Genomic DNA, 19363 nt, shown 5'->3' on the forward strand with positions numbered 1-19363 from the left:
CCTAGAAAAAACCGAACTTTGCGCCTATGTGCGCGTCTTCCATGGCAACATTACTCCCCTCCCCGCCCAAGATCGGCATGGTCTCGCTCGGCTGTCCGAAGAACCTCGTCGACAGCGAGCGGATCCTCACGCAGCTGCGCGGTGACGGCTATCAGATGTCTCCGGATTATGCCGGCGCCGACATCGTGCTGGTCAACACCTGCGGCTTCCTCGATTCCGCCAAGGAGGAAAGCCTCGAAGCGATCGGCGAGGCGATCGCCGAGAACGGCCGCGTCATCGTCACCGGCTGCATGGGCAAGGAAGCCGACGCGATCCGCGCGCGCTTCCCACAGGTGCTCGCGATCACCGGCGCGCACGAATACGAGCAGGTCGTCGGCGCGGTCCACGAGGCCGCGCCGATGCCGCCCTCGGCGTTCCTCAACCTGATCCCCGACGCCGGCCTGAAGCTGACCCCGCGCCACTACAGCTATCTGAAGATCTCGGAGGGTTGCAACCACCGCTGCTCGTTCTGCATCATCCCGAGCTTGCGCGGAGACCTCGTCAGCCGCCGCCCCGACGCGATCCTCCGCGAGGCGGAGAAGCTGGTCGAGGCCGGCACCAAGGAACTGCTGGTCATCAGCCAGGACACCTCGGCGTACGGCGTCGACCTGCGCCACGCCAGTTGGCCGGTAAAGACCGGCGGCCCGATGTCGCGGAACGAGGCCCGCGAAGTCCGCGCGCACATGACCGACCTCTCGCGCGAACTCGGCAAGATCGCACCGTGGGTCCGCCTGCACTACGTCTACCCGTACCCGCACGTCGACCACGTCATCCCGCTGATGGCGGAAGGCCTCGTGCTGCCGTATCTCGACATCCCGTTCCAGCACGCCGCACCGTCGGTGCTGCGCCGGATGAAGCGCCCCGGCAACGACGCGAAAGTGCTCCAGCGCATCCATAACTGGCGGACGATCGCGCCCGACATCACGATCCGCTCGACCTTCGTCGTAGGCTTCCCGGGCGAGACCGAGGAGGATTTCCAGTATCTGCTCGACTGGCTCGACGAGGCGCAACTCGACCGTGTCGGCGCGTTCCGCTTCGAACCGGTCGAAGGGGCCGCGGCGAACCTGCTCCCCGATCACGTGCCCGAAGAGCTCAAGGAAGAGCGCTACGCCCGCATCATGGAAAAGACCGCGGCGATCTCGGCGGCCAAGTTGCAGGCCAAGATCGGCCGTACGCTCGATGTCATCATCGATGCTGTCGACGAGGAAGGTGCAACCGGCCGCTCGCAGGCGGATGCCCCCGAGATCGACGGAGAGGTCTTCCTCCGCGACGCCGGTCACCTGACGGTCGGCGACATCGTGCCGGTCACGATCGAAGACGCCGACGACCACGACCTTTACGGCGTCCCCGCCTAACCCCTCTCACTGTTCTCCCGCGAAAGCGGGAGCCCAGGATACCAAGCGATACCGCCCGTAACCCTGGACTCCTGCGTTCGCAGGAGAACAAGATTCAGACGACGCTGCGCCCAGTGAACAGCTTCACCAGCACGACGATGACCGCGATCACCAGCAGGATATGGATCAGCCCACCTGCAACGTGGAAGGCGAACCCCGCCAGCCACAGGATCAGCAGGATGACGGCGATGGTGTACAACATTATTCGGTCCCCTTGAGAGTATCGGCCTCCCGGCACCGGGTGAAACGGCCTCGTCACCCCGCCTGTTCCGTCAACATTTCTGCCCTAGCCTAACCCGTTCAACTACCCCGAAATTAAAATCTCGGCGTTGCGCGCGTCATCCGGTTCTGCTTCGATATAGCCATGCTGATACGCCTTCTCGCCGTCGCCGCGCTCCTGCCGGCCCCCGCCCTCGCGCAATCGCTCACCCCCGCCGAAACCGCGCAGATCGACACGCTGGTCACCGGCGCGCTCGGCGATACCGGCGTGCCGTCCGCCTCGATCGCAGTCGTCCGCGGCGGCAAGATCGTGTTCGCAAAGGCATACGGCAAACCCTCCGAAGCGATCGCCGTCGCCGACCCGAAACTCCCGTACCAGATCGCCTCTATCTCGAAGCAGTTCACCGCTGCCGCGATCCTGTTGCTGGAGGACGAGGGCAAGCTCAGCCTCGACGACACCGTCGCGAAATACATCCCCGGCATCACCGACGGCGACCGCATCACGATCCGCCAGCTGCTCAGCCACACCTCGGGCCTGCAGGACTATTGGCCGCAGGACTACAGCTTCGCCGCGATGGCGCATCCCGTCACCCCGCAGCAGATCGTCGATCGCTGGGCGAAGAAGCCGCTCGATTTTCAGCCGAGCACCCAGTGGCAATATTCCAACACTGGCTATGTCGTCGCCGGCCTGATCGTCGAGAAGGTTGCACGGCAACCGCTGCTGAGCTTCCTCCAGCAACGCATCTTCAAGCCGCTCGATATCCGCGCGCTCGACCAGGACAAGGCGATCGGCAAGGCCTTCCCGCAAGGCTATGGCCGCTTTGCACTTGGCCCGGTCCGCCCCGAAACGCCGAGCGCAGACGGCTGGCTCTACGCCGCCGGCGAACTCTCGATGAGCGCGGAGGACCTCGCCAAATGGGACGTCGCCCGCCTCAACCGCACCACCCTCCCCGCCGACGACTGGGCCGCACAGGAAACCCCCGTCAAACTCGCGGACGGGTCGAGCAACGGCTACGGCCTCGGCGTCTTCACCGGCAGCGCGGACGGCCGCCGCTATGTCGAGCACAGCGGCGAAGCGGTCGGCTTCCTGTCCGAAAACACCGTCTATCCCGACGACAAGGCGGCGATCGTCGTCCTGACCAACAGCTGGTTCAGCGACGCAACGGGCCGCATTGCCGCCGGCGTCGCCAAGATCGTCCTGCCGCCCGCACCTGCCAATGCCGAAGATACCGCCGGACTCGCCCGAGCGCGCACGGTCTACGACCAGCTCCGCACCGGCACGATCGACCGGAAAGGCCTGACCGAAGACGCCAACTATTACTTCAAGCCGGTCGCACTCGCCGACTACAAGACCAGCCTGGGCGCCCTCGGCAACTCCACCGCATTCGCACAAACCGGCAAGACCCGCTTGCGCGGCGGCTTCGTCAACCGCACCTACCGCATCACCTATCCCGACCGCACGCTCTCGCTCAGCACCTATGCCGAGCCCGGCGCGGGCGGCCGGTACGAACAACTCCTGGTGGCGCCCGCACAATGACCGACTTCGCTTCGATGCTGCAACCCGACCGTGGCCAGCCCGCACGGACGATCCATGTCGTCCACCCCGACGCGTACGAAGGCTGGCTCGCCAAACAGTCGCAGCGCATCCGCACGACGGTCGCCGCGCACCGCCTGACCGGCAAGCCCGGCGACCGCGCCGTCCTTCCCGGCGACACCGCCGACGACTGGTCGATGCTGCTGGTCTGCAACGAGCCGGTGACGTCGCCGTGGCGGATCGCCTCGCTCGGCGCGTCCTTGCCCGAGGGCACGTACCGCCTCGCGGAAGGCCCGGTCGGCGCGGCAGGGCTCGGCTGGATGCTCGCCCAGCACCAGTTCACGCGGTACGTGAAGCCCGACGCAATCGGCCCTCGCGTGCTGCTGACCGAAGACGCCGCGCATATGGACGAGACGATCCGCCTCGCCGAAGCCACCGCTCTCGTCCGAGACCTAGTCAACACCGGCGCCTCCGACATGGGGCCGGCCGACCTCGAAGCCGCCGCCGAGATGCTCGCCAGGCGCCACGGCGCGACCGTCACGACGACCCGGGGCGATGCGCTCGTGACCGGCTACCCGATGATCCACGCGGTCGGCCAGGCCGCGAGCAAGGACCGCGCGCCGCGGCTGATCGAACTCGAATGGGGCGATCCCTCGCACCCCCGTATCGCGCTGGTCGGCAAGGGCGTCACCTTCGATACCGGCGGGCTCGATATCAAGCCGTCCGCCGGCATGCGGCTGATGAAGAAGGACATGGGCGGCGCCGCGCACGCGCTCGCGCTGGCCAGCCTCGTGATGGCGGCGAAGCTCCCCGTCCGCCTCCATCTGCTGATCCCCGCGGTGGAGAATGCGATCGCCGGCAATGCCTTCCGCCCCGGCGACGTGCTCGCGACTCGCAAGGGCCTGACCGTCGAGAACACCAACACCGACGCCGAAGGCCGCCTCGTGCTAGGCGATGCGCTGACCAAGGCGGGCGAGGACAGCCCCGAACTGATCCTGGACTTCGCCACGCTGACGGGGGCCGCCCGCGTCGCGCTCGGCCCCGACCTGCCGCCGATGTTCACCGACGACGAGATGCTCGCGGCCGATCTGATCGCGGCAGGCTTGGAGCAGAACGACCAGATGTGGCGCCTGCCACTCTGGAACGGCTATGACGAGATGCTGAAGTCCGACGTCGCGGACATGGTCAACGCCCCCGATGGCGGGTTTGCCGGCGCGATCACCGCCGCGCTATTCCTCCGGCGGTTCGTGCCGAAGGATACGGCATGGGCGCATCTCGACGTGTTCGCCTGGCGGCCATCCGCGAAGCCGGGTCGGCCGAAGGGCGGTGAAGCTTACGCTCTCCGCGCTACGTTCGCGATGTTGGCAAAGCGGTACCGCTAGGCTGTTCCCCCGCGGAGGCGGGGGCCCAGGGTTACAAACGCTAGCCTGTGAGATCCTGGGCCCCCGCCTCCGCGGGGAAACATGCTAATGTTTGATGCAGCTCAGACGAGGCATCACGGCGTTCAGGCGACATTACCCCGCCGCAAACTGCCCGAACGGCAGCAATTTGTCCGCCAGCGCCTTCGTCTTGTTCGCATCGCCCGCCCTTAGCGGCACCAGCACCGCCATCGCCGCTTTCCGGACATACCCGTCGATCGCGGTCGGCGTCGGCGCCCTGCTCGCCGTCTCGACCAGCGCGCGGCCCCGCGCATCGTTCGGGTCCAGCTCCAGCCGCAACAGCCCCGCCAGCCCTGCGAACATCGCGCGGTTCCCACCCAGCGCCACCGACCGATCCAAGGCTTCGAACCCGGTCGCCTTCTGCGCGCCCGCCACCGCACGCCCGACGAACCGCCCTAACTTGGCGATTACCCCGACATGCCACGCGCCCAGTGCCGCCTGCGCCTCGGCATTGCGCGGATACCGGGCGACCAGCGCCTCATATTGCTTCCGTGCGGCGATCGCCTGCGACCGGTTGCCGAGCAGCTTCGCGCGATACCCGTTCGCCATCGCCTGCATGATCGCGGCCTCCTGATCGTTCGGCGACCGGCTCAGCGCCTGTCCCGCAACTGCCGCCGCCTTGTCGATCCGCGCCAGTGCCACGCCCCGATCGCGATCTACGAACCCGGCCTGGGTCAGCAACTCGCGCGGCGTCTCCGCGCGGGCAGGGATCGCAGACACCGCCGCGCAGATCGCGATCGAGGCGCCAACGCCTCCGGGAAACCATCTGGCCATATAAACCCTCGCCTGGAAGCCGCATCACGCCGACCAACGATCAGATCGCCGAATCGCCCATTGATCATGAGACTATAGCGTTTATCGGTACTTAACGCTGTCCAACGCAAGTATTCCAGGACCTCAAAGGGTAGCGGCCGCCTTGATGATCGGCACGAACTTGTCCGCGGTCAGGCTGGCACCGCCGACCAGCGCGCCATCGACGTTCTGCGTCGCCAGGATCGCCGCCGCGTTCGCGCCCGTCACCGAGCCGCCGTACAGGATCCGCACGCCCGCCGCGGCATCGCCGATCAGCATCCGCAGCTTCGCGCGCGCGATCGCGTGAATTGCCGCGATCTCGTCCAGCGTCGGCGTCCGGCCCGTGCCGATCGCCCAGCGCGGCTCGTACGCCAGCGTGAACCAGCTGCCGTCCGCATTGTCCGGCACCGACTTCTCGATCTGCGCCTGCACCACGCGCTCGGCGCGGTCCGCGTCGCGCTCGGCTTCGGTCTCGCCGCAGCACAGGATGACGTGCAGCCCCTGCCGCCGCGCCGCCGCCGCCTTCGCCCACGCATCGTGGCTCGTCTCGTGCTGGTCCGCACGCCGCTCGGAATGGCCGACGATCGTGAACGACGCGCCGACTTCCTTCACCATCGCTGCCGACACGCACCCGGTATGCGCGCCCGAGTCCGCCTCATGCACGTCCTCCGCGCCGATCGCGAGGCCGGGTACCCGCTCCGCCGCCGCCGCGATCAGCGTGAACGGCACCGCCACCGACACGTCGACCCCCGGTGCGGCCTTCGCCGCCGCCGCAATCGTGTCGAGTTCGACGAGCATCGCCCGCGACCCGTTCATCTTCCAGTTTCCTGCTACCAGCTTGCGCCGCATCACTGTCTCCCCGAGAATTTTGCCCAGCGATAGCGCCGCCCCCGCCCCGCACAACCCCGCACGGGTCGACACGACCGTGTAAGCCCCCGACTTGAAGAGCCGCCCTCGCCCCCGTAAAGCAACCGGGTTCCCATTCCTGTCGATTGGTTGTCCATGCTCGCTTTCTTCCGCCGCCTTACCCATTCGAAGGTCGGCGTGGTCATCACGTTCATCGTGCTCGGCGTGATCGCGCTCGCCTTCGCGGCGGGCGACATCACCGGGCTCAGCTCGATGACCGGCGGCGCAGGCATAACCGGCGGCGACGTCGCGAAGGTCGGCAAGGGCGAGGTCACCGCGAACGAACTCAAGACGCAGGCGCAGACCCAGCTCGAAGGGTTCCGGCAGGAACAGCCGACGCTCGACATGGCGACCTTCATCAACCAGGGCGGACTCGACGGCACGCTCGACCGGATCATGTCCAGCATGGCGCTCGAGCAGTTCGGTCGTGCGCAGGGCATGGTCGTCAGCAAGCGCGCGGTCGACGGCCAGATCGCCAGCATTCCCGCGCTGCAAGGCCCGACCGGCAAGTTCGACGAGAATCTGTACCGCCAGGTCCTCGCGCAGCGCAAGCTGACCGACGCGCAGATCCGCAGCGACATCGTCCGCGACACGTTCGCGCAACAGCTCACGCTCCCCAGCAACGGCGCGACCCAGGTTTCCAGCCAGCTGGCGCTTCCCTACGCCTCGCTGCTGCTCGAGAAGCGCACCGGCACGATCGGCTTCATCCCGACCGCAGTGGTGCCCGCAGGGCCGGCACCGAGCGATGCCGACCTCGCGACCTTCTACAAGCGTAACATCGCACGCTACACCGTGCCCGAGCGCCGCGTGGTCCGCTACGCGGTCATCGCTCCAGAGCAGGTGAAGGCGCAGGCCGTCCCCACCGACGCCGAGATCGCCAAGACCTATCAGCAGGATAGCGCCCGCTACGCCGCCACCGAGAAGCGGACGATCACGCAGGTCGTCGTCGCCGATCAGGCCGGCGCCACCGCGATCGCCGCCAAGGTAAAGGGTGGCACGAGCCTTGCCGACGCCGCACGCGCCGCCGGGCTCGAAGCCTCGACCCAGGCCGCGGTCGAGAAGGCCGCCTATGCCGGCACCAGCTCGCCGCAGGTCGCCGATGCGGTGTTCGCCGCCGCCAACGGCGCCGTGATCGGCCCGGTCCGCACCCCGCTCGGCTGGACCGTCGCCAAGGTCGACAAGATCGAAAAGGTCGCGGCGCGCTCGCTCGATCAGGTCCGTGGCGAGATCGCCGCCGCACTCGGCATCCAGAAGGCGGCGCAGGCGCTGTCCGATATCCACGACAAGATCGACGACTCGCTGTCGAAGAACGCCACGTTCGACGAGGTGATCGCCGACCAGAAGCTCAAGCCGGTCACCACCCCCGCGCTGATCGCGAGCGGTGCGAACCCCGACGATCCCGCGAGCCAGCCGAACGCCGCGATCACGCCGCTCGTCGCTGCCGCGTTCCAGGCCGCCGAGGGCGATGGCCCACAGCTCGTCCAGCTCGGCACCGATGGCGGCTTCGGCGTCGTCGCGCTCGGTCGCGTGGTGCCCGCGATGCCGCGCCCGCTGGCGCAGGTGCGTGCCGCCGTGCTGCGCGACGTCACCGCCGATCGGTCGCGTCAGGCGGCGCGCAAGGTTGCCGCGGACGTGCTCGCACGGATCAACAAGGGCATGCCGATCCAGCAGTCGCTGGCGCAGACCAAGCTGCCGATCCCCGCCGCACGGCCGCTGACCGCTTCGCGTGCGCAGATCGCCGCCGATCCGCGCGGTGCGCCGCCGGCCCTCGCACTGATGTTCAGCATGGCGCCCAACACCGCCAAGACGCTCGCCGCCCCCGACGACAGCGGCTGGTTCGTCATCAAGCTCGACAGTATCGCCAGCGGCAACGCGACCGGCAACGACGCCGCGATCAAGGCCGCGCGCGCCAATATCGGCCGCTCGGTCGGTCGCGAATATGTCGAGCAGTTCGCCAAGGCGGTCCGTGCCGATGTCGGCGTGAAGACCGATGCGGCCGCCATCGCCCGTGTCCGTGCCGACCTGCTCGGCCAGGGCGGCACGGGGAACTGATCGCATGAGCGCGCGTGAAGCACTGGCCGACGGACGCCCCGCGCTCGTCTGGCGTCGTCAGGTCGCCGACACCGAGACGCCGGTCGCCGCCGCGCTGAAGTTGATCGAGCCGGGGCGTGGCGACTTTTTGCTCGAATCGGTCGAGGGCGGCGCGATCCGTGGCCGCCACAGCCTCATCGGCCTCGCGCCGGACCTGCTGTTCCGCGCACAGGGTCACCGCGCCGAGATCAATCGGCACTGGGCGACCGATCGCGACACGTTCGCGCCGTGCCCCGTGCCGACGCTCGACGCGTTGCGCGCGCTGGTCGCGGAATGTCGCGCGGAGGTGCCCGCCGAACTGCCGCGCGCACTCGCCTGCCTCGTGGGGTATTTCGGCTACGAGACGATCGGACTGGTCGAGGATTTGCCGCAACCGGCGGCCGATCCGCTCGGCCTGCCCGACATGATCTTCGTACGACCGACCGTCGTGCTCGTGTTCGACCGGCTCGCCGACGCGCTGTATCTCGTCGCGCCGGCCTGGCCCGATCCCGCACGCGATCCCGACGCGATCGTTGCCGAGGCGGAAGAGCGCCTCGACGCCGTCGCCGCCAAGCTCGCCAGCACCCCCGTCCCCGCACCGGTCCGCGCCGACGTCGCCGAACCCGTCTACACGCCCGCGCTGCCCGAGGGTCGCTACGGCGAGATGGTCGCCACCGCGAAGGATTACATCCTCGCCGGCGACGTCTTCCAGGTGGTGCTCGCCCAGCGTTTCAGCACGCCGTTCGCGCTGCCGCCGTTCGAACTCTACCGCTCGCTACGCCGGATCAACCCGTCGCCGTTCCTCTATCATCTCGACCTGCCCGGCTTCGCGCTGATCGGATCGAGCCCCGAAATCCTCGTCCGCGTCCGCGACGACCAGGTGACGATCCGCCCGATCGCCGGCACGCGCCCACGCGGCAAGAGCGCCGCCGAGGACGAGGCGAACCGGATCGGCCTGCTCGCCGACCCGAAGGAGCGCGCGGAACATCTGATGTTGCTGGATCTCGGCCGCAACGACGTCGGCCGCGCCGCGTCGCCGGGCTCGGTGCGCGTCACGGACAGCTACGGCGTGGAGTTCTACAGCCACGTCATGCACATCGTCTCGAACGTCGTCGGCACGCTGTCCCCCGACAAGGACGCGCTCGACGCACTATTCGCGGGCTTCCCCGCCGGCACGGTCAGCGGCGCGCCAAAAGTACGCGCCTGCCAGATCATCGCCGAACTGGAGCCCGAACGCCGCGGCGCCTACGCCGGCGGCGTCGGCTATTTCTCCCCCGACGGCTCGATGGACTCCTGCATCGTGCTCCGAACCGCGGTGGTGAAGGACGGCACGATCCACGTCCAGGCGGGTGCCGGCATCGTCGCCGACAGCATCCCCGAATACGAACAGCGCGAGTGCGAGGCGAAGGCGGGCGCTATCCTCGCGGCTGCGCGCGAAGCTGTCAGCCGAGCGAAGGCACCGGGTTTCGGTCAGTAAATGTCAGTGTATTAGCAGGAAACCCGCCACAACCAGCGGTTATACCACCCCGGCGAAGGCCGGGGCCCAAATGGAAAGGTCGCGGTAATCGCCCGCGACCTTCATTATTCCCGTTCCCCAATTGGGCCCCGGCCTTCGCCGGGGTGGTTGCTTTTCAGGCTTGGAGCGGTCCGACTTACGAAAGCTTAAGGCGTCGTATTCGTCTCGCTCGCGGGAGCGCGACGTTCCGCCGCATACGCCTGGTTGCGCGAGAGGAAGCAGCCCGACTGGCCACCCGTCCCCACCGCGGAGCACGTGTCCGGCAACCCACCAGCGACCCGCCCGACCTGGTCCATCGTCGCCGCCCGGTTCACCCAACTCTGGTTCTGCGCCGCCACCGGCTTGTCGTCGCGCAACGACTTCGGGATGCGGTACGGCTGGTCGAGCGTCGAGCAGACGACGATCTCGCCACCGCTCGACTTGGGGCATTTCTGGTCGCCGGTCAGCGTGACGCTGCGAATGCGCTGGGGCGGCGTGTCGACCTGCGCGTCCTGGGCATACGCCATGCCGGGAAGCGCGATCAGCGCGGCGAGGACGACAGTACGAAACATCGGTTAAGCTCCTTTGGACCGGTAACGTCCGTCACGCGGCATTGCTCCGCACTGAATGAACACCGTCCGGCTCCCCCGATATAGGAAGCCCCCCGGCAATCCGCGACCGTCGCACGGCGAAATTGCGGCAGGCCGTCGCAGCATCGTCGCGGCGGTGCGCCCGGACATGCAGGACACGTTGCATGAGCCTGCGCATCGGCTATGGCGACGCCATGATCCTCGTCGTCGACAATTACGACAGCTTCACCTGGAACCTCGTCCATTATCTGATGGAACTGGGTGTCGAGGTCGAAGTCGTCCGCAACGACGCGATCTCCGCCGGGCAGGCTCTGTCGTCGGGCGCGGACGCGTTCCTCATCTCCCCCGGCCCCTGCACGCCGACCGAGGCGGGCGTGAGCCTCGATCTCGTCGCGGCATGCGCGGACGTCGGCAAACCGCTGCTCGGCGTATGCCTCGGCCACCAGGCGATCGGCCAGCATTTCGGCGGCAAGGTCGAGCGCGGTGGCCTCATGCACGGCAAGACCTCGCCCGTCCTCCACGACGACACCGGGCTGTACGCCGGGCTCCCCTCGCCGTTCATCGCCACCCGCTACCACTCGCTGATCGTCAACGCGGTCCCCGACACGCTGGTCGTCAACGCGACCGCGCAGGACGGCACGGTCATGGGCTTCCGCCACGCTACGCTGCCGATCCACGGCGTCCAGTTCCACCCGGAGAGCATCGCCACCGAGCACGGCCACGCCATGCTCGCGAACTTCCTGAAGATGGCTGGCATCCCCGTGAAGGCACGCGAGGGCCTGGAGATATGAGCGCGACCTCTACCCCCCGTCACCCCGGACTAGTTCCGGGGTCCACGGTCCCGCACGCTCGCCGGCCGTTGAACACGCGCAACGGTGGATGCCGGAACGGGGTTCTCCTGAGCGCAGCCGAAGGGCCCGGCATGACGAAAAACATGACGGTGGTACGATGAGCACCACGACGCTCCTGCCCGACCCCAGCTCACCCCTCTCCCGCGAATCCGCCCGAGAAGCGTTCGCCGACATACTCGACGCCCGCGCCAGCGACGACGCGATCGCCACCTTCCTCACCGACCTAGCGAGCCGCGGCGAAACCAGCATCGAGATCGCCGAAGCCGCCCGCGCGCTGCGCAACCGGATGATCCCAATCGACGCCCCCGCCGGCGCGATCGACGTCTGCGGCACCGGCGGCGACGGCCACCACACCTTGAACGTCTCGACCGCCGTCGCCCTCGTCGTGGCAGCCTGCGGCGTGCCCGTCGCCAAGCACGGCAACCGCGCCGCCTCCAGTAAGGCCGGCGCCGCCGACACGCTCGAAGTGCTCGGCCTCGACATGGACCGCGCCGGCGCTACAGCGGAGGCGAGCCTGAACGAGATCGGCATCGCCTTCCTCTTCGCCGCCAACCATCACCCGGCGATGAAGCGCATCACCCCGATCCGCCAACGAATAGCCAAGCGCACGATCTTCAACCTGATGGGCCCGCTCGCCAACCCGGCCGGCACCGCCCGCCAGCTCATCGGCATCGCCCGCCCCGGCTATGTGTCGCTCTACGCCGACGCGCTCGAACATCTCGGCACCCAAGCCGCGCTCGTCGTCTCGGGCGAAGAGGGCCTCGACGAACTGTCGGGCGCCGGCCGCAGCATCGTCGCCTCGGTCGGCACCGTCACGCTTCCCGCCACGGTCACCCCCGAAGACGCCGGCCTCACCCGCCACGCGATCACCGACATCCGCGGCGGCGACGCGCACCACAACGCCGACGCGCTCCGCCGCCTGCTCAAGGGCGAGGCCGGTGCCTACCGCGACGCCGTCCTGCTCAACGCCGCCGCCGCCTTGATGGTCGCCGGCACCGTCCCCACTCTCGTCGAAGGCGCCGCGCAAGCCGCCGCCGCGCTCGACACCGGCAGCGCCGACGCGCTGCTCGCCCGCTGGATCGCTTATTAAATGACCATGCTCGACCGTATCCTCGAGACCAAGCGCGCCGAAGTCGCCGCGCGCAAGGCGACGACGTCGCTCGCCGATATCGACGCCGGCATCGCCCGCATGTCGAAGCCTCGCGGCTTCCGCGCCGCGCTAGACGCAAAGGCCGGCTACGCGCTGGTCGCCGAGGTCAAGAAAGCCAGCCCCTCGAAAGGCCTGATCCGCGCCGATTTCGACCCGGTCGCCCACGCCCGCGCCTACGAAGCCGGCGGCGCCGCCTGCCTGTCGGTGCTGACCGACGAAAAATGGTTTCAGGGCTCCGACGCCTATCTGACCGCCGCCCGCGACGCCGTCTCGATTCCCGTGCTGCGCAAGGATTTCATGGTCGACCCGTGGCAGTCGACCGAGGCGCGCGCGATCGGTGCCGACTGCATCCTCATCATAGTCGCAGCACTCGACGACATCCAGATGGCCGAGATCGAAGCCTCTGCGCTTGAATGCGGCATGGACGTGCTGGTCGAGGTCCACGACGCGCACGAGATGGAGCGCGCGCTGAGGCTCAAGTCGCGCCTGATCGGCGTCAACAACCGCGACCTGCGCGACTTCTCGGTCGATTTCCAGCGCACCTACGATCTCGTCGGCAAGGCGCCCAAGGACTGCACCTTCGTCGCCGAAAGCGGCCTGACGACGCGCGCCGAACTCGACGCGATGGCCGAACACGACATCCACTGCTTCCTGATCGGCGAAGCGCTCATGCGCCAGGCCGACGTCGAAGCCGCCACCCGAGCGCTGGTCGGCGAAGTGGGGGTCGGATGACCGGCCTCACGCACATCGACGAAGCCGGCGCGGCAAGAATGGTCGACGTCGGCGGCAAGGCGGTAACCGCCCGCGAAGCCGTCGCCTCCGGCCGCATCACCATGTCCGCCGAAGCTGCCGCCGCGATCGGCGCCGGCACCGCGAAAAAGGGCGACGTCCTCGCCGTCGCGCGCGTCGCCGGCATCATGGCCGCCAAGCGCACCAGCGACCTGATCCCGCTCTGCCACCCGCTCCCGCTCACGAAGGTCGAGATCGACCTGATCGTGGACGAAACCGGCGTAACCGCCACCGCCACCGCCTCGACCGAAGGCAAGACCGGCGTCGAGATGGAGGCCCTGACCGCAGCCACCGTAACGCTCCTCACGATCTACGACATGGCCAAAGCGATCGACAAGACGATGGTCCTCAGCGACATCCGCGTCCGCGCAAAGAGCGGCGGCAAATCGGGCAACTGGACTGCCTGACAAGGAACCCTCTCCCCAAAGGGGAGAGGGAAAGACGCCAAAGGCGGCGAGGGTGAGGGCAAGCCAAGCAGAACGCGCCTAGCCTGGGACTTCAATCCTCACCCATAGACCAATCGTGGCTCTCCACGATCGTAGACTCCACCGGCCGCCCCGCCGCATCGAGCGACGGATCATACCGAAACCGCTCCTCGATCAACCGGCACGTCAGATCATCCAGCACCCGGCTCCCGCTGGACCGCGTCACCCGGCACCGCGTCACCCGACCATTGGTCTCGACCACGTACCGCACGGACACCCGTCCCCGGATTCCCGTCTCGGCCGCCTCGCGCGGATAGTCCGAATCCCGCAACCGTCCCCGGCGCCACTCCGGCGGCGTCTCCTCGCCCCCACCGCCGTCACCATCCCCAGAGCCACCGCTGCCGGTGCCATTACCGATCCCGCCGCTCCCAGTCCCGGGCCCGCGTACATCCGAAGCGCCCGCCGTCGCCTCCGCACCCAGCCCAGCCTTGGCTGCCACGATCACGGGCGGCGGCACGACCACCGGCACCACCGGCGGCGGCGCAACGACCTCGGTAGCCTTCGATTTCAGGTTAGGCGGCGACGCAGCCCCCTCCGGCTTGCGGCTAGGCGAAGGCCGAGGCCTGACCTTCTCCTCGGGCGGCGGTGGCGGAGGCGACGCCACGCTGAATACCTTCAACGCATCGCTCACGGCCGCCGGCAGCGGCACCACCAGCCCGTTGAGCAGCGCATAGCCCAGCACCCCGGGCAACAGCACCGCGCCCACCGCCGCCCCGACCCTGTCTCTCGCCCGAGGCTGATTACGTGTCATCATGCTGATCTGGTGTCTCTTTCTCCCAAGCAAAGCCCTACGCGGCATGAACCGGCGCTGGCCGAACGGTCAAAGGCCACGATCGCAGACCAACGAGCCCTGCGTGCCGGCGCAGCCTGCGTGGGAGAATACAGCGGCACACCAAACTCCCCACCCCACCCCGGCGAAGGCCGGGGCCCCATTGGAAAGGCCGAAGTGATAACGAACGCCTTTCACCCAGCCCCCATGTTTCCCCGTGGAGGCGGGGACCCAGTCCGGGCTCCCGCCTTCGCGGAAGAACAAGGAGGCGGAAGCTGACGTTCAGTTCAAATCTTCATGGCCAGCAACGGCAGCGCCAATACCAGCTCAGCACACCGCAGCCCGCTAAGCCGACGACACCTGTCCTACATCCCAAACCGATGCCAAAGCATGGAACATACCCACGCCCCTCCGCGCTTCCCTCATACACCGCCCCCAAAGCACCAACCGCCAAACCGCTCCCAGCGTCTGCACTTCCTGCACTTCACTTTTCAGAACCGCCCAGAAACAGAGCCTTACGCATGACCCTAGTCCCCGTCGCCGAAGCCCAGACCCGCCTCTTCGCCATGGCCCCCCGCGTCGGCAGCGAGACCGTAACCTTGCGACAAGCCGCCGGCCGCTGGGCCGCCGAGGACATCCTCGCCCGCCGCACGCAGCCCGCGGCCGACCTCTCCGCCATGGACGGCTACGCGATCCGTTACGCCGACCTCCCCGGCCCGTGGAACGTCATCGGCGAAAGCGCAGCCGGCCGGCCCTTCGCAGGCCAGGTCGCCACCGGCCAAGCCACCCGCATCTTCACCGGCGCCGCCATGCCGGACGGTGCCGACACGGTCATGGTGCAGGAAGAAGCAGAGCGTGGCGGCGAAACCCTGATCCTCGCCGGCGAAGGCCCGCAGACGCTCGGCCGCAACACCCGCCGCAAGGGCCTCGATTTCTCCACCGGCACCCGCCTGATCGCCGCCGGTGACCGCCTCAGCCCCGCGCGCATCGCCGTCGCCGCAACCGGGGGCCACGGCAGCCTCACCGTCAACCGCCGCGTCCGCGTCGCCGTCGCCGCCACCGGCGACGAACTCGTCCCACCCGGCTCGACCACCGACGGCGTCGCGCTCCCCGAATCGAACGGCATCATGCTCGCTGCGATGCTCGCCGACATGCCCGTCGACGTCATCGACCTCGGCATCCTCCCCGATGATCTGGACGTGCTGCGCGACGCATTCGCCAGCGTTCAGGCCGACCTGCTGGTCACAACCGGAGGCGCGTCGGTCGGCGATCACGACCTAGTCCGCCCGGCGATCGAAGCCGCCGGGGGGACCATCGATTTCTGGCGGATCGCACTGCGCCCCGGCAAGCCGATGATGGCCGGCCGGATCGGCGGGATGATGGTGCTCGGCCTGCCCGGCAACCCGGTCTCGGCGTTCGTCACCGCGACGCTGTTCGTGAAACCCGTCGTCGCCCACATGGCCGGCGCGCGCGACCCGCTGCCCCAGTCCACCCACGCCCTGCTCGGCGAAGACCTCCCCGCCAACAACGCCCGCACCGATTATCTCCGTGCCGAACTCCGAGAGGGCAAGGCCTATGCCTCCACGATCCAAGACAGTTCGATGTTGCTGACGCTTGCCCGCTCGACCTGCCTGATCGTCCGCGCCGGCAATGCGCCGATCGCAAAGACAGGCGAATCGGCGGAAATCCTCGTGATCGTGTAAAGCGAGCGCTTGACGCCGTTAATTATGTTCCATAGAGGTTCCTCGTCTGTTCCGGACGGAGAACCGCCATGCTCACGCGCAAGCAGCACGAACTCGTCTGCTTCATCAACGATCGCCTCAACGATACCGGCGTCTCGCCGTCGTTCGAGGAGATGAAGGACGCCCTCGACCTCAAGTCGAAGTCGGGCGTCCACCGCCTGATCAGCGCGCTTGAGGAGCGCAACTTCATCCGCCGCCTGCCCAACCGCGCGCGCGCGCTCGAAGTGTTGCGCATGCCCGAGCGTCCGGAAAAGAAGACCCCGTCCAAGTCGTCGAACGTCAAGGCAGCGCCCACCGCCGCGACGCCGCAGCCGGCCAACGACGTGATCGAGATCCCCCTCCACGGTCGCATCGCCGCCGGCGTCCCGATCGAAGCCTTCGAAGGCAGCACCATGCTGGCCGTCCCCGCCGCGCTTCTCGGCACCGGCGAACACTACGCCCTTGAAGTCTCCGGCGATTCGATGGTCGAAGCTGGCATCCTCGACGGCGACTACGCCCTGATCCGCCGCACCGAGACCGCCCGCGATGGCGAGATCGTCGTCGCCCTGATCGAAGACAGCGAAGCCACCCTCAAATACTTCCGCCGCGAAGGCGCAATGGTCCGCCTCGACCCCGCCAACCGCGCCTACGACCCCCAACGCTACGCCCCCGCGCAAGTCCGCGTCCAAGGCAAGCTGTCCGGCATCCTCCGCCGCTACGACTAAGGGTCGGAACAGCACGGGCACATTGGCAAGCCGCGGCGGACGTTCGCTAGACTATTAGGCCCCGTCATCCTGACGAAAGTCAGGATCCAGGGTACCGTGCGGCATCTTACGTAGCTGCGGGCGTAACTCCCGTCAGGGCAACGACCGTTCGTAATGGCCATCCCACCTCCGATACGGCTTTCGAGAAGCCAGACTCCTACTTCCCGAAGTTCGCTCAAGCGTCGGAGGATCCCGCCAGGGATGCCGGTCGCCAGGGCTCAGGATCGTCACTATCCGCCCCGTACCCAACGTCAACGCAATCCCGCCCGTCTTCTTCAGAACACGACGATCCAGCTTAAGCCAGCGTGGCACGCACCGCTTCGGCAAGCCCCGTTCGCTGACGACGACATCCGCAGAACGACACGCTGCGATCAGCTGGCCGATCGGCACCATATACGCACTGCGCGTCGCCAGCACGCGCCAGGTCCGCCCACCGGCGACCACGTCCGTCACGCAAAGGTCGCGACTGCACCGCGCATCCGGCTGGTCGGCCAACAAGAGTGGTTCGCCGTCCACCCCGCCATTCTCGGCCAGCGTATTGCGCGTATAGTCTCCCGCTCGATCCCGCAGCATCGCCAGCCCCGCCACCGTGCGTACCGCGACATGACGACCATCGCCCGTCACCAGGATGTCGGGCGGCGGTGTGGTGAGCGCCCACACGGCCCCGATCGCCAGCGGCACCAGCCCCAGCCGCCGAAGCCGCGTCCGCCACAAGGCAATCCAGATCCCGCCGACCACCATCAGCGCGAACGCCGCCGTCGGCATGGCCGGCAACGACCGCACCGATCCCGGAGCGCCGGCGACGAGATGGGCAAGCCAGAGCAGCGTATCGAGCGACCACTGGACCAGCCACCAGATCGGTGCGCCAAGCCCGCCCGCATCCAGCAACAACGCCAACGCCTCGAGCGGCATAACCACGAACGTCGTCAGCGGGATCGCAACGATGTTGGCAAACGCGCCGTAAAGCCCGGCCTTATGGAAATGATAGACCGCGATCGGCATCAGCGCGAATTCGACCAGCAGTCCGGTCAGCAGCAACGACGCCACGCCGCGTGCGAGACGCCGCCCCCGACCCTCGTCATGCGGCCCGAAGAACACCCGAACCGCGGCGTGTTCGTGCAGCGCCATGATCGCGGTGATCGCCGCAAACGACAGCTGAAAGCTCGGCCCCGCCGCCGATTCGGGCAAAACGAGCATGACGCACATCGCGCCTGCCGCGACGAGCCTCAAGGTCATCGCCTCACGCCCCATCGCCAGCGCCGCGAGCACGAGCAATGCCGCGACGCAGGATCGGATCGTCGGCACCTGACTGCCCGTAAGCAAGGTGTAACCGATAGCGGCCGCCGCGCCCGCCAGTGCCGCGACGAGCGGCAGGCGGACATGCAAGGCGAGCCAGGGGCTCAGCGCCAACAGTCGCAGGACGATGAACATCGTTGCCGCCACTGCCGCGGTGATATGCAGCCCACTGACCGACAGCAGATGTGCAAGGCCCGCCCGGCGCATCGCCTCCGAATCCTCCTCGCTGATCGCGCCGACGTCGCCGGTCGCGAGCGCTGCGGCGATACCGCCCGCGCTTCCGTCCAGTCGCGATACGATGTGGTGGGACAGCGCGACGCGGACTCCAGCGCCCGAATCGCTCGGCGTGGTGATGGTCACCGGTGCGAAACCCCGTCCCGTCGCGCCGATCTGGCCGAACCACGCGACGCGGGCAAAATCGTAGGCGCCCGGGACCGCGGGGAGCGGCGGCGGCATCAGCCGGGCTCGCAGATGCACGACAGCCCCTGTCCCGAGCACCGCGGGCGCGTCCGCCTCGGCTAGATTGACGCGCACGCGGTATGGCAAGGCGACCGCCTGCCCATCGGTCTCCACGCCCTTGCCGATCGGCAGCACCGTCAACCGCACAAGCTTGCGCGCCACCAGTGGTTCGATAGCTTCGACCTTCGCGGAGAAACGCGCGATCGTCGGACCGCCAAGGACCGGCCGCGCCACCCATTCCGAACGCGCCCAGATAAGCCCCAGCCCCAGCGCGCACGTCAGCAGCCCGATAGCCAAGACGCGCGCCGCCCGTCCACCTTGGCCGACGGCAAGGCATGCCAGCCCGACTGCAACGAGCGACAGTATCGCCAGACGCCAGGCTTCAGGGTCCGGAAGCGCAAACCACAACGCGATCCCGCCACCCAGCATCACCGGCAGCCACAGCACCAGTTGGTCGCGCTCCGCCTCGAGCCAGCGCTCCACGCCAAGCCCGACGGCAGCCCCCCATCGCGGCACGCCCATTTGTCGCCGCCAAGGACGCATGCTAGGGGCGGCGACGGCTGTCATGGCCATCGTTTTCTATCGTTTCTCCATCGTTTCT

17 protein-coding genes are annotated in these 19363 nt (G+C 68.0%); 11 read left to right on the plus strand and 6 right to left on the minus strand.

What is annotated here, in order from left to right:
* The first annotated feature begins 41 nt into the window (after nucleotides 1-41).
* Nucleotides 42-1394 carry a 30S ribosomal protein S12 methylthiotransferase RimO gene (gene rimO / locus U1707_RS02070; protein ID WP_332798485.1) on the plus strand — a complete coding sequence of 451 codons (1353 nt, stop codon included), beginning with the start codon at nucleotides 42-44 and terminating at the stop codon, nucleotides 1392-1394.
* A gap of 94 nt (nucleotides 1395-1488) precedes the next feature.
* On the opposite strand, the gene U1707_RS02075 is transcribed toward rimO, so the two are convergent.
* Nucleotides 1489-1635 carry a lmo0937 family membrane protein gene (locus U1707_RS02075; RefSeq protein WP_128452849.1) on the minus strand — a complete coding sequence of 49 codons (147 nt, stop codon included), beginning with the start codon at nucleotides 1633-1635 and terminating at the stop codon, nucleotides 1489-1491.
* Nucleotides 1636-1797: 162 nt separating this feature from the next.
* Here U1707_RS02075 and U1707_RS02080 point away from each other — a divergent pair, with 162 nt between their 5' ends.
* On the plus strand, nucleotides 1798-3189 hold the full coding sequence (locus U1707_RS02080; RefSeq protein WP_332798486.1) for a serine hydrolase domain-containing protein: 1392 nt from the start codon (nucleotides 1798-1800) through the stop codon (nucleotides 3187-3189).
* Complete coding sequence (locus tag U1707_RS02085; RefSeq protein WP_332798487.1) at nucleotides 3186-4568, plus strand: leucyl aminopeptidase family protein; 1383 nt, start codon at nucleotides 3186-3188, stop codon at nucleotides 4566-4568. The genes U1707_RS02080 and U1707_RS02085 overlap by 4 nt, the downstream gene beginning before the upstream one ends.
* Before the next feature lie 132 nt (nucleotides 4569-4700).
* Here the strand turns inward: U1707_RS02085 and U1707_RS02090 are convergent, their stop codons facing one another.
* Both U1707_RS02090 and tpiA read right to left on the minus strand, forming a co-directional pair.
* Nucleotides 4701-5399, minus strand: a complete 699-nt coding sequence (locus U1707_RS02090) for a hypothetical protein (RefSeq protein WP_332798488.1) — start codon at nucleotides 5397-5399, stop codon at nucleotides 4701-4703.
* 123 nt (nucleotides 5400-5522) lie between these two features.
* Complete coding sequence (gene tpiA / locus U1707_RS02095) at nucleotides 5523-6266, minus strand: triose-phosphate isomerase (RefSeq protein ID WP_443025634.1); 744 nt, start codon at nucleotides 6264-6266, stop codon at nucleotides 5523-5525.
* Between the two features lie 153 nt (nucleotides 6267-6419).
* Between tpiA and U1707_RS02100 the strand changes: the two genes are divergently transcribed.
* Both U1707_RS02100 and U1707_RS02105 read left to right on the plus strand, forming a co-directional pair.
* The gene (locus U1707_RS02100) at nucleotides 6420-8375 is read left to right on the plus strand and encodes a peptidylprolyl isomerase (protein WP_332798489.1); all 1956 of its coding nucleotides are present in this window, start codon (nucleotides 6420-6422) and stop codon (nucleotides 8373-8375) included.
* 4 nt (nucleotides 8376-8379) lie between these two features.
* On the plus strand, nucleotides 8380-9870 hold the full coding sequence (locus tag U1707_RS02105) for an anthranilate synthase component I family protein (protein ID WP_332798490.1): 1491 nt from the start codon (nucleotides 8380-8382) through the stop codon (nucleotides 9868-9870).
* Between the two features lie 185 nt (nucleotides 9871-10055).
* Here the strand turns inward: U1707_RS02105 and U1707_RS02110 are convergent, their stop codons facing one another.
* A complete protein-coding gene (locus tag U1707_RS02110; RefSeq protein WP_332798491.1) occupies nucleotides 10056-10460 on the minus strand; it encodes a hypothetical protein in 405 nt (134 codons plus the stop codon).
* A 212-nt stretch (nucleotides 10461-10672) separates the two neighbouring features.
* Between U1707_RS02110 and U1707_RS02115 the strand changes: the two genes are divergently transcribed.
* From U1707_RS02115 to moaC, 4 genes are all read left to right on the plus strand, one after another.
* Nucleotides 10673-11269, plus strand: coding sequence for an anthranilate synthase component II (locus U1707_RS02115; protein ID WP_332799032.1), 597 nt, complete (start codon nucleotides 10673-10675; stop codon nucleotides 11267-11269).
* A 157-nt stretch (nucleotides 11270-11426) separates the two neighbouring features.
* Nucleotides 11427-12419 carry an anthranilate phosphoribosyltransferase gene (gene trpD / locus U1707_RS02120; RefSeq protein WP_332798492.1) on the plus strand — a complete coding sequence of 331 codons (993 nt, stop codon included), beginning with the start codon at nucleotides 11427-11429 and terminating at the stop codon, nucleotides 12417-12419.
* On the plus strand, nucleotides 12420-13211 hold the full coding sequence (trpC, locus tag U1707_RS02125; protein ID WP_332798493.1) for an indole-3-glycerol phosphate synthase TrpC: 792 nt from the start codon (nucleotides 12420-12422) through the stop codon (nucleotides 13209-13211).
* Nucleotides 13208-13675 (plus strand): cyclic pyranopterin monophosphate synthase MoaC, encoded by a 468-nt coding sequence (gene moaC / locus U1707_RS02130; RefSeq protein ID WP_332798494.1) that lies wholly within the window; start codon nucleotides 13208-13210, stop codon nucleotides 13673-13675. Before trpC ends, moaC begins: the two co-directional genes overlap by 4 nt.
* A gap of 91 nt (nucleotides 13676-13766) precedes the next feature.
* On the opposite strand, the gene U1707_RS02135 is transcribed toward moaC, so the two are convergent.
* Nucleotides 13767-14507, minus strand: a complete 741-nt coding sequence (locus U1707_RS02135; protein WP_332798495.1) for an energy transducer TonB — start codon at nucleotides 14505-14507, stop codon at nucleotides 13767-13769.
* 536 nt (nucleotides 14508-15043) lie between these two features.
* Between U1707_RS02135 and U1707_RS02140 the strand changes: the two genes are divergently transcribed.
* Complete coding sequence (locus tag U1707_RS02140) at nucleotides 15044-16225, plus strand: molybdopterin molybdotransferase MoeA (RefSeq protein WP_332798496.1); 1182 nt, start codon at nucleotides 15044-15046, stop codon at nucleotides 16223-16225.
* 68 nt (nucleotides 16226-16293) lie between these two features.
* The gene (gene lexA, locus U1707_RS02145) at nucleotides 16294-16968 is read left to right on the plus strand and encodes a transcriptional repressor LexA (protein WP_332798497.1); all 675 of its coding nucleotides are present in this window, start codon (nucleotides 16294-16296) and stop codon (nucleotides 16966-16968) included.
* Between the two features lie 132 nt (nucleotides 16969-17100).
* On the opposite strand, the gene U1707_RS02150 is transcribed toward lexA, so the two are convergent.
* Nucleotides 17101-19335, minus strand: a complete 2235-nt coding sequence (locus tag U1707_RS02150; RefSeq protein WP_443025635.1) for a ComEC/Rec2 family competence protein — start codon at nucleotides 19333-19335, stop codon at nucleotides 17101-17103.
* Nucleotides 19336-19363 lie beyond the last annotated feature (28 nt).

This window comes from Sphingomonas sandaracina, assembly GCF_036663695.1.
Taxonomy (GTDB): Bacteria; Pseudomonadota; Alphaproteobacteria; order Sphingomonadales; family Sphingomonadaceae; genus Sphingomonas.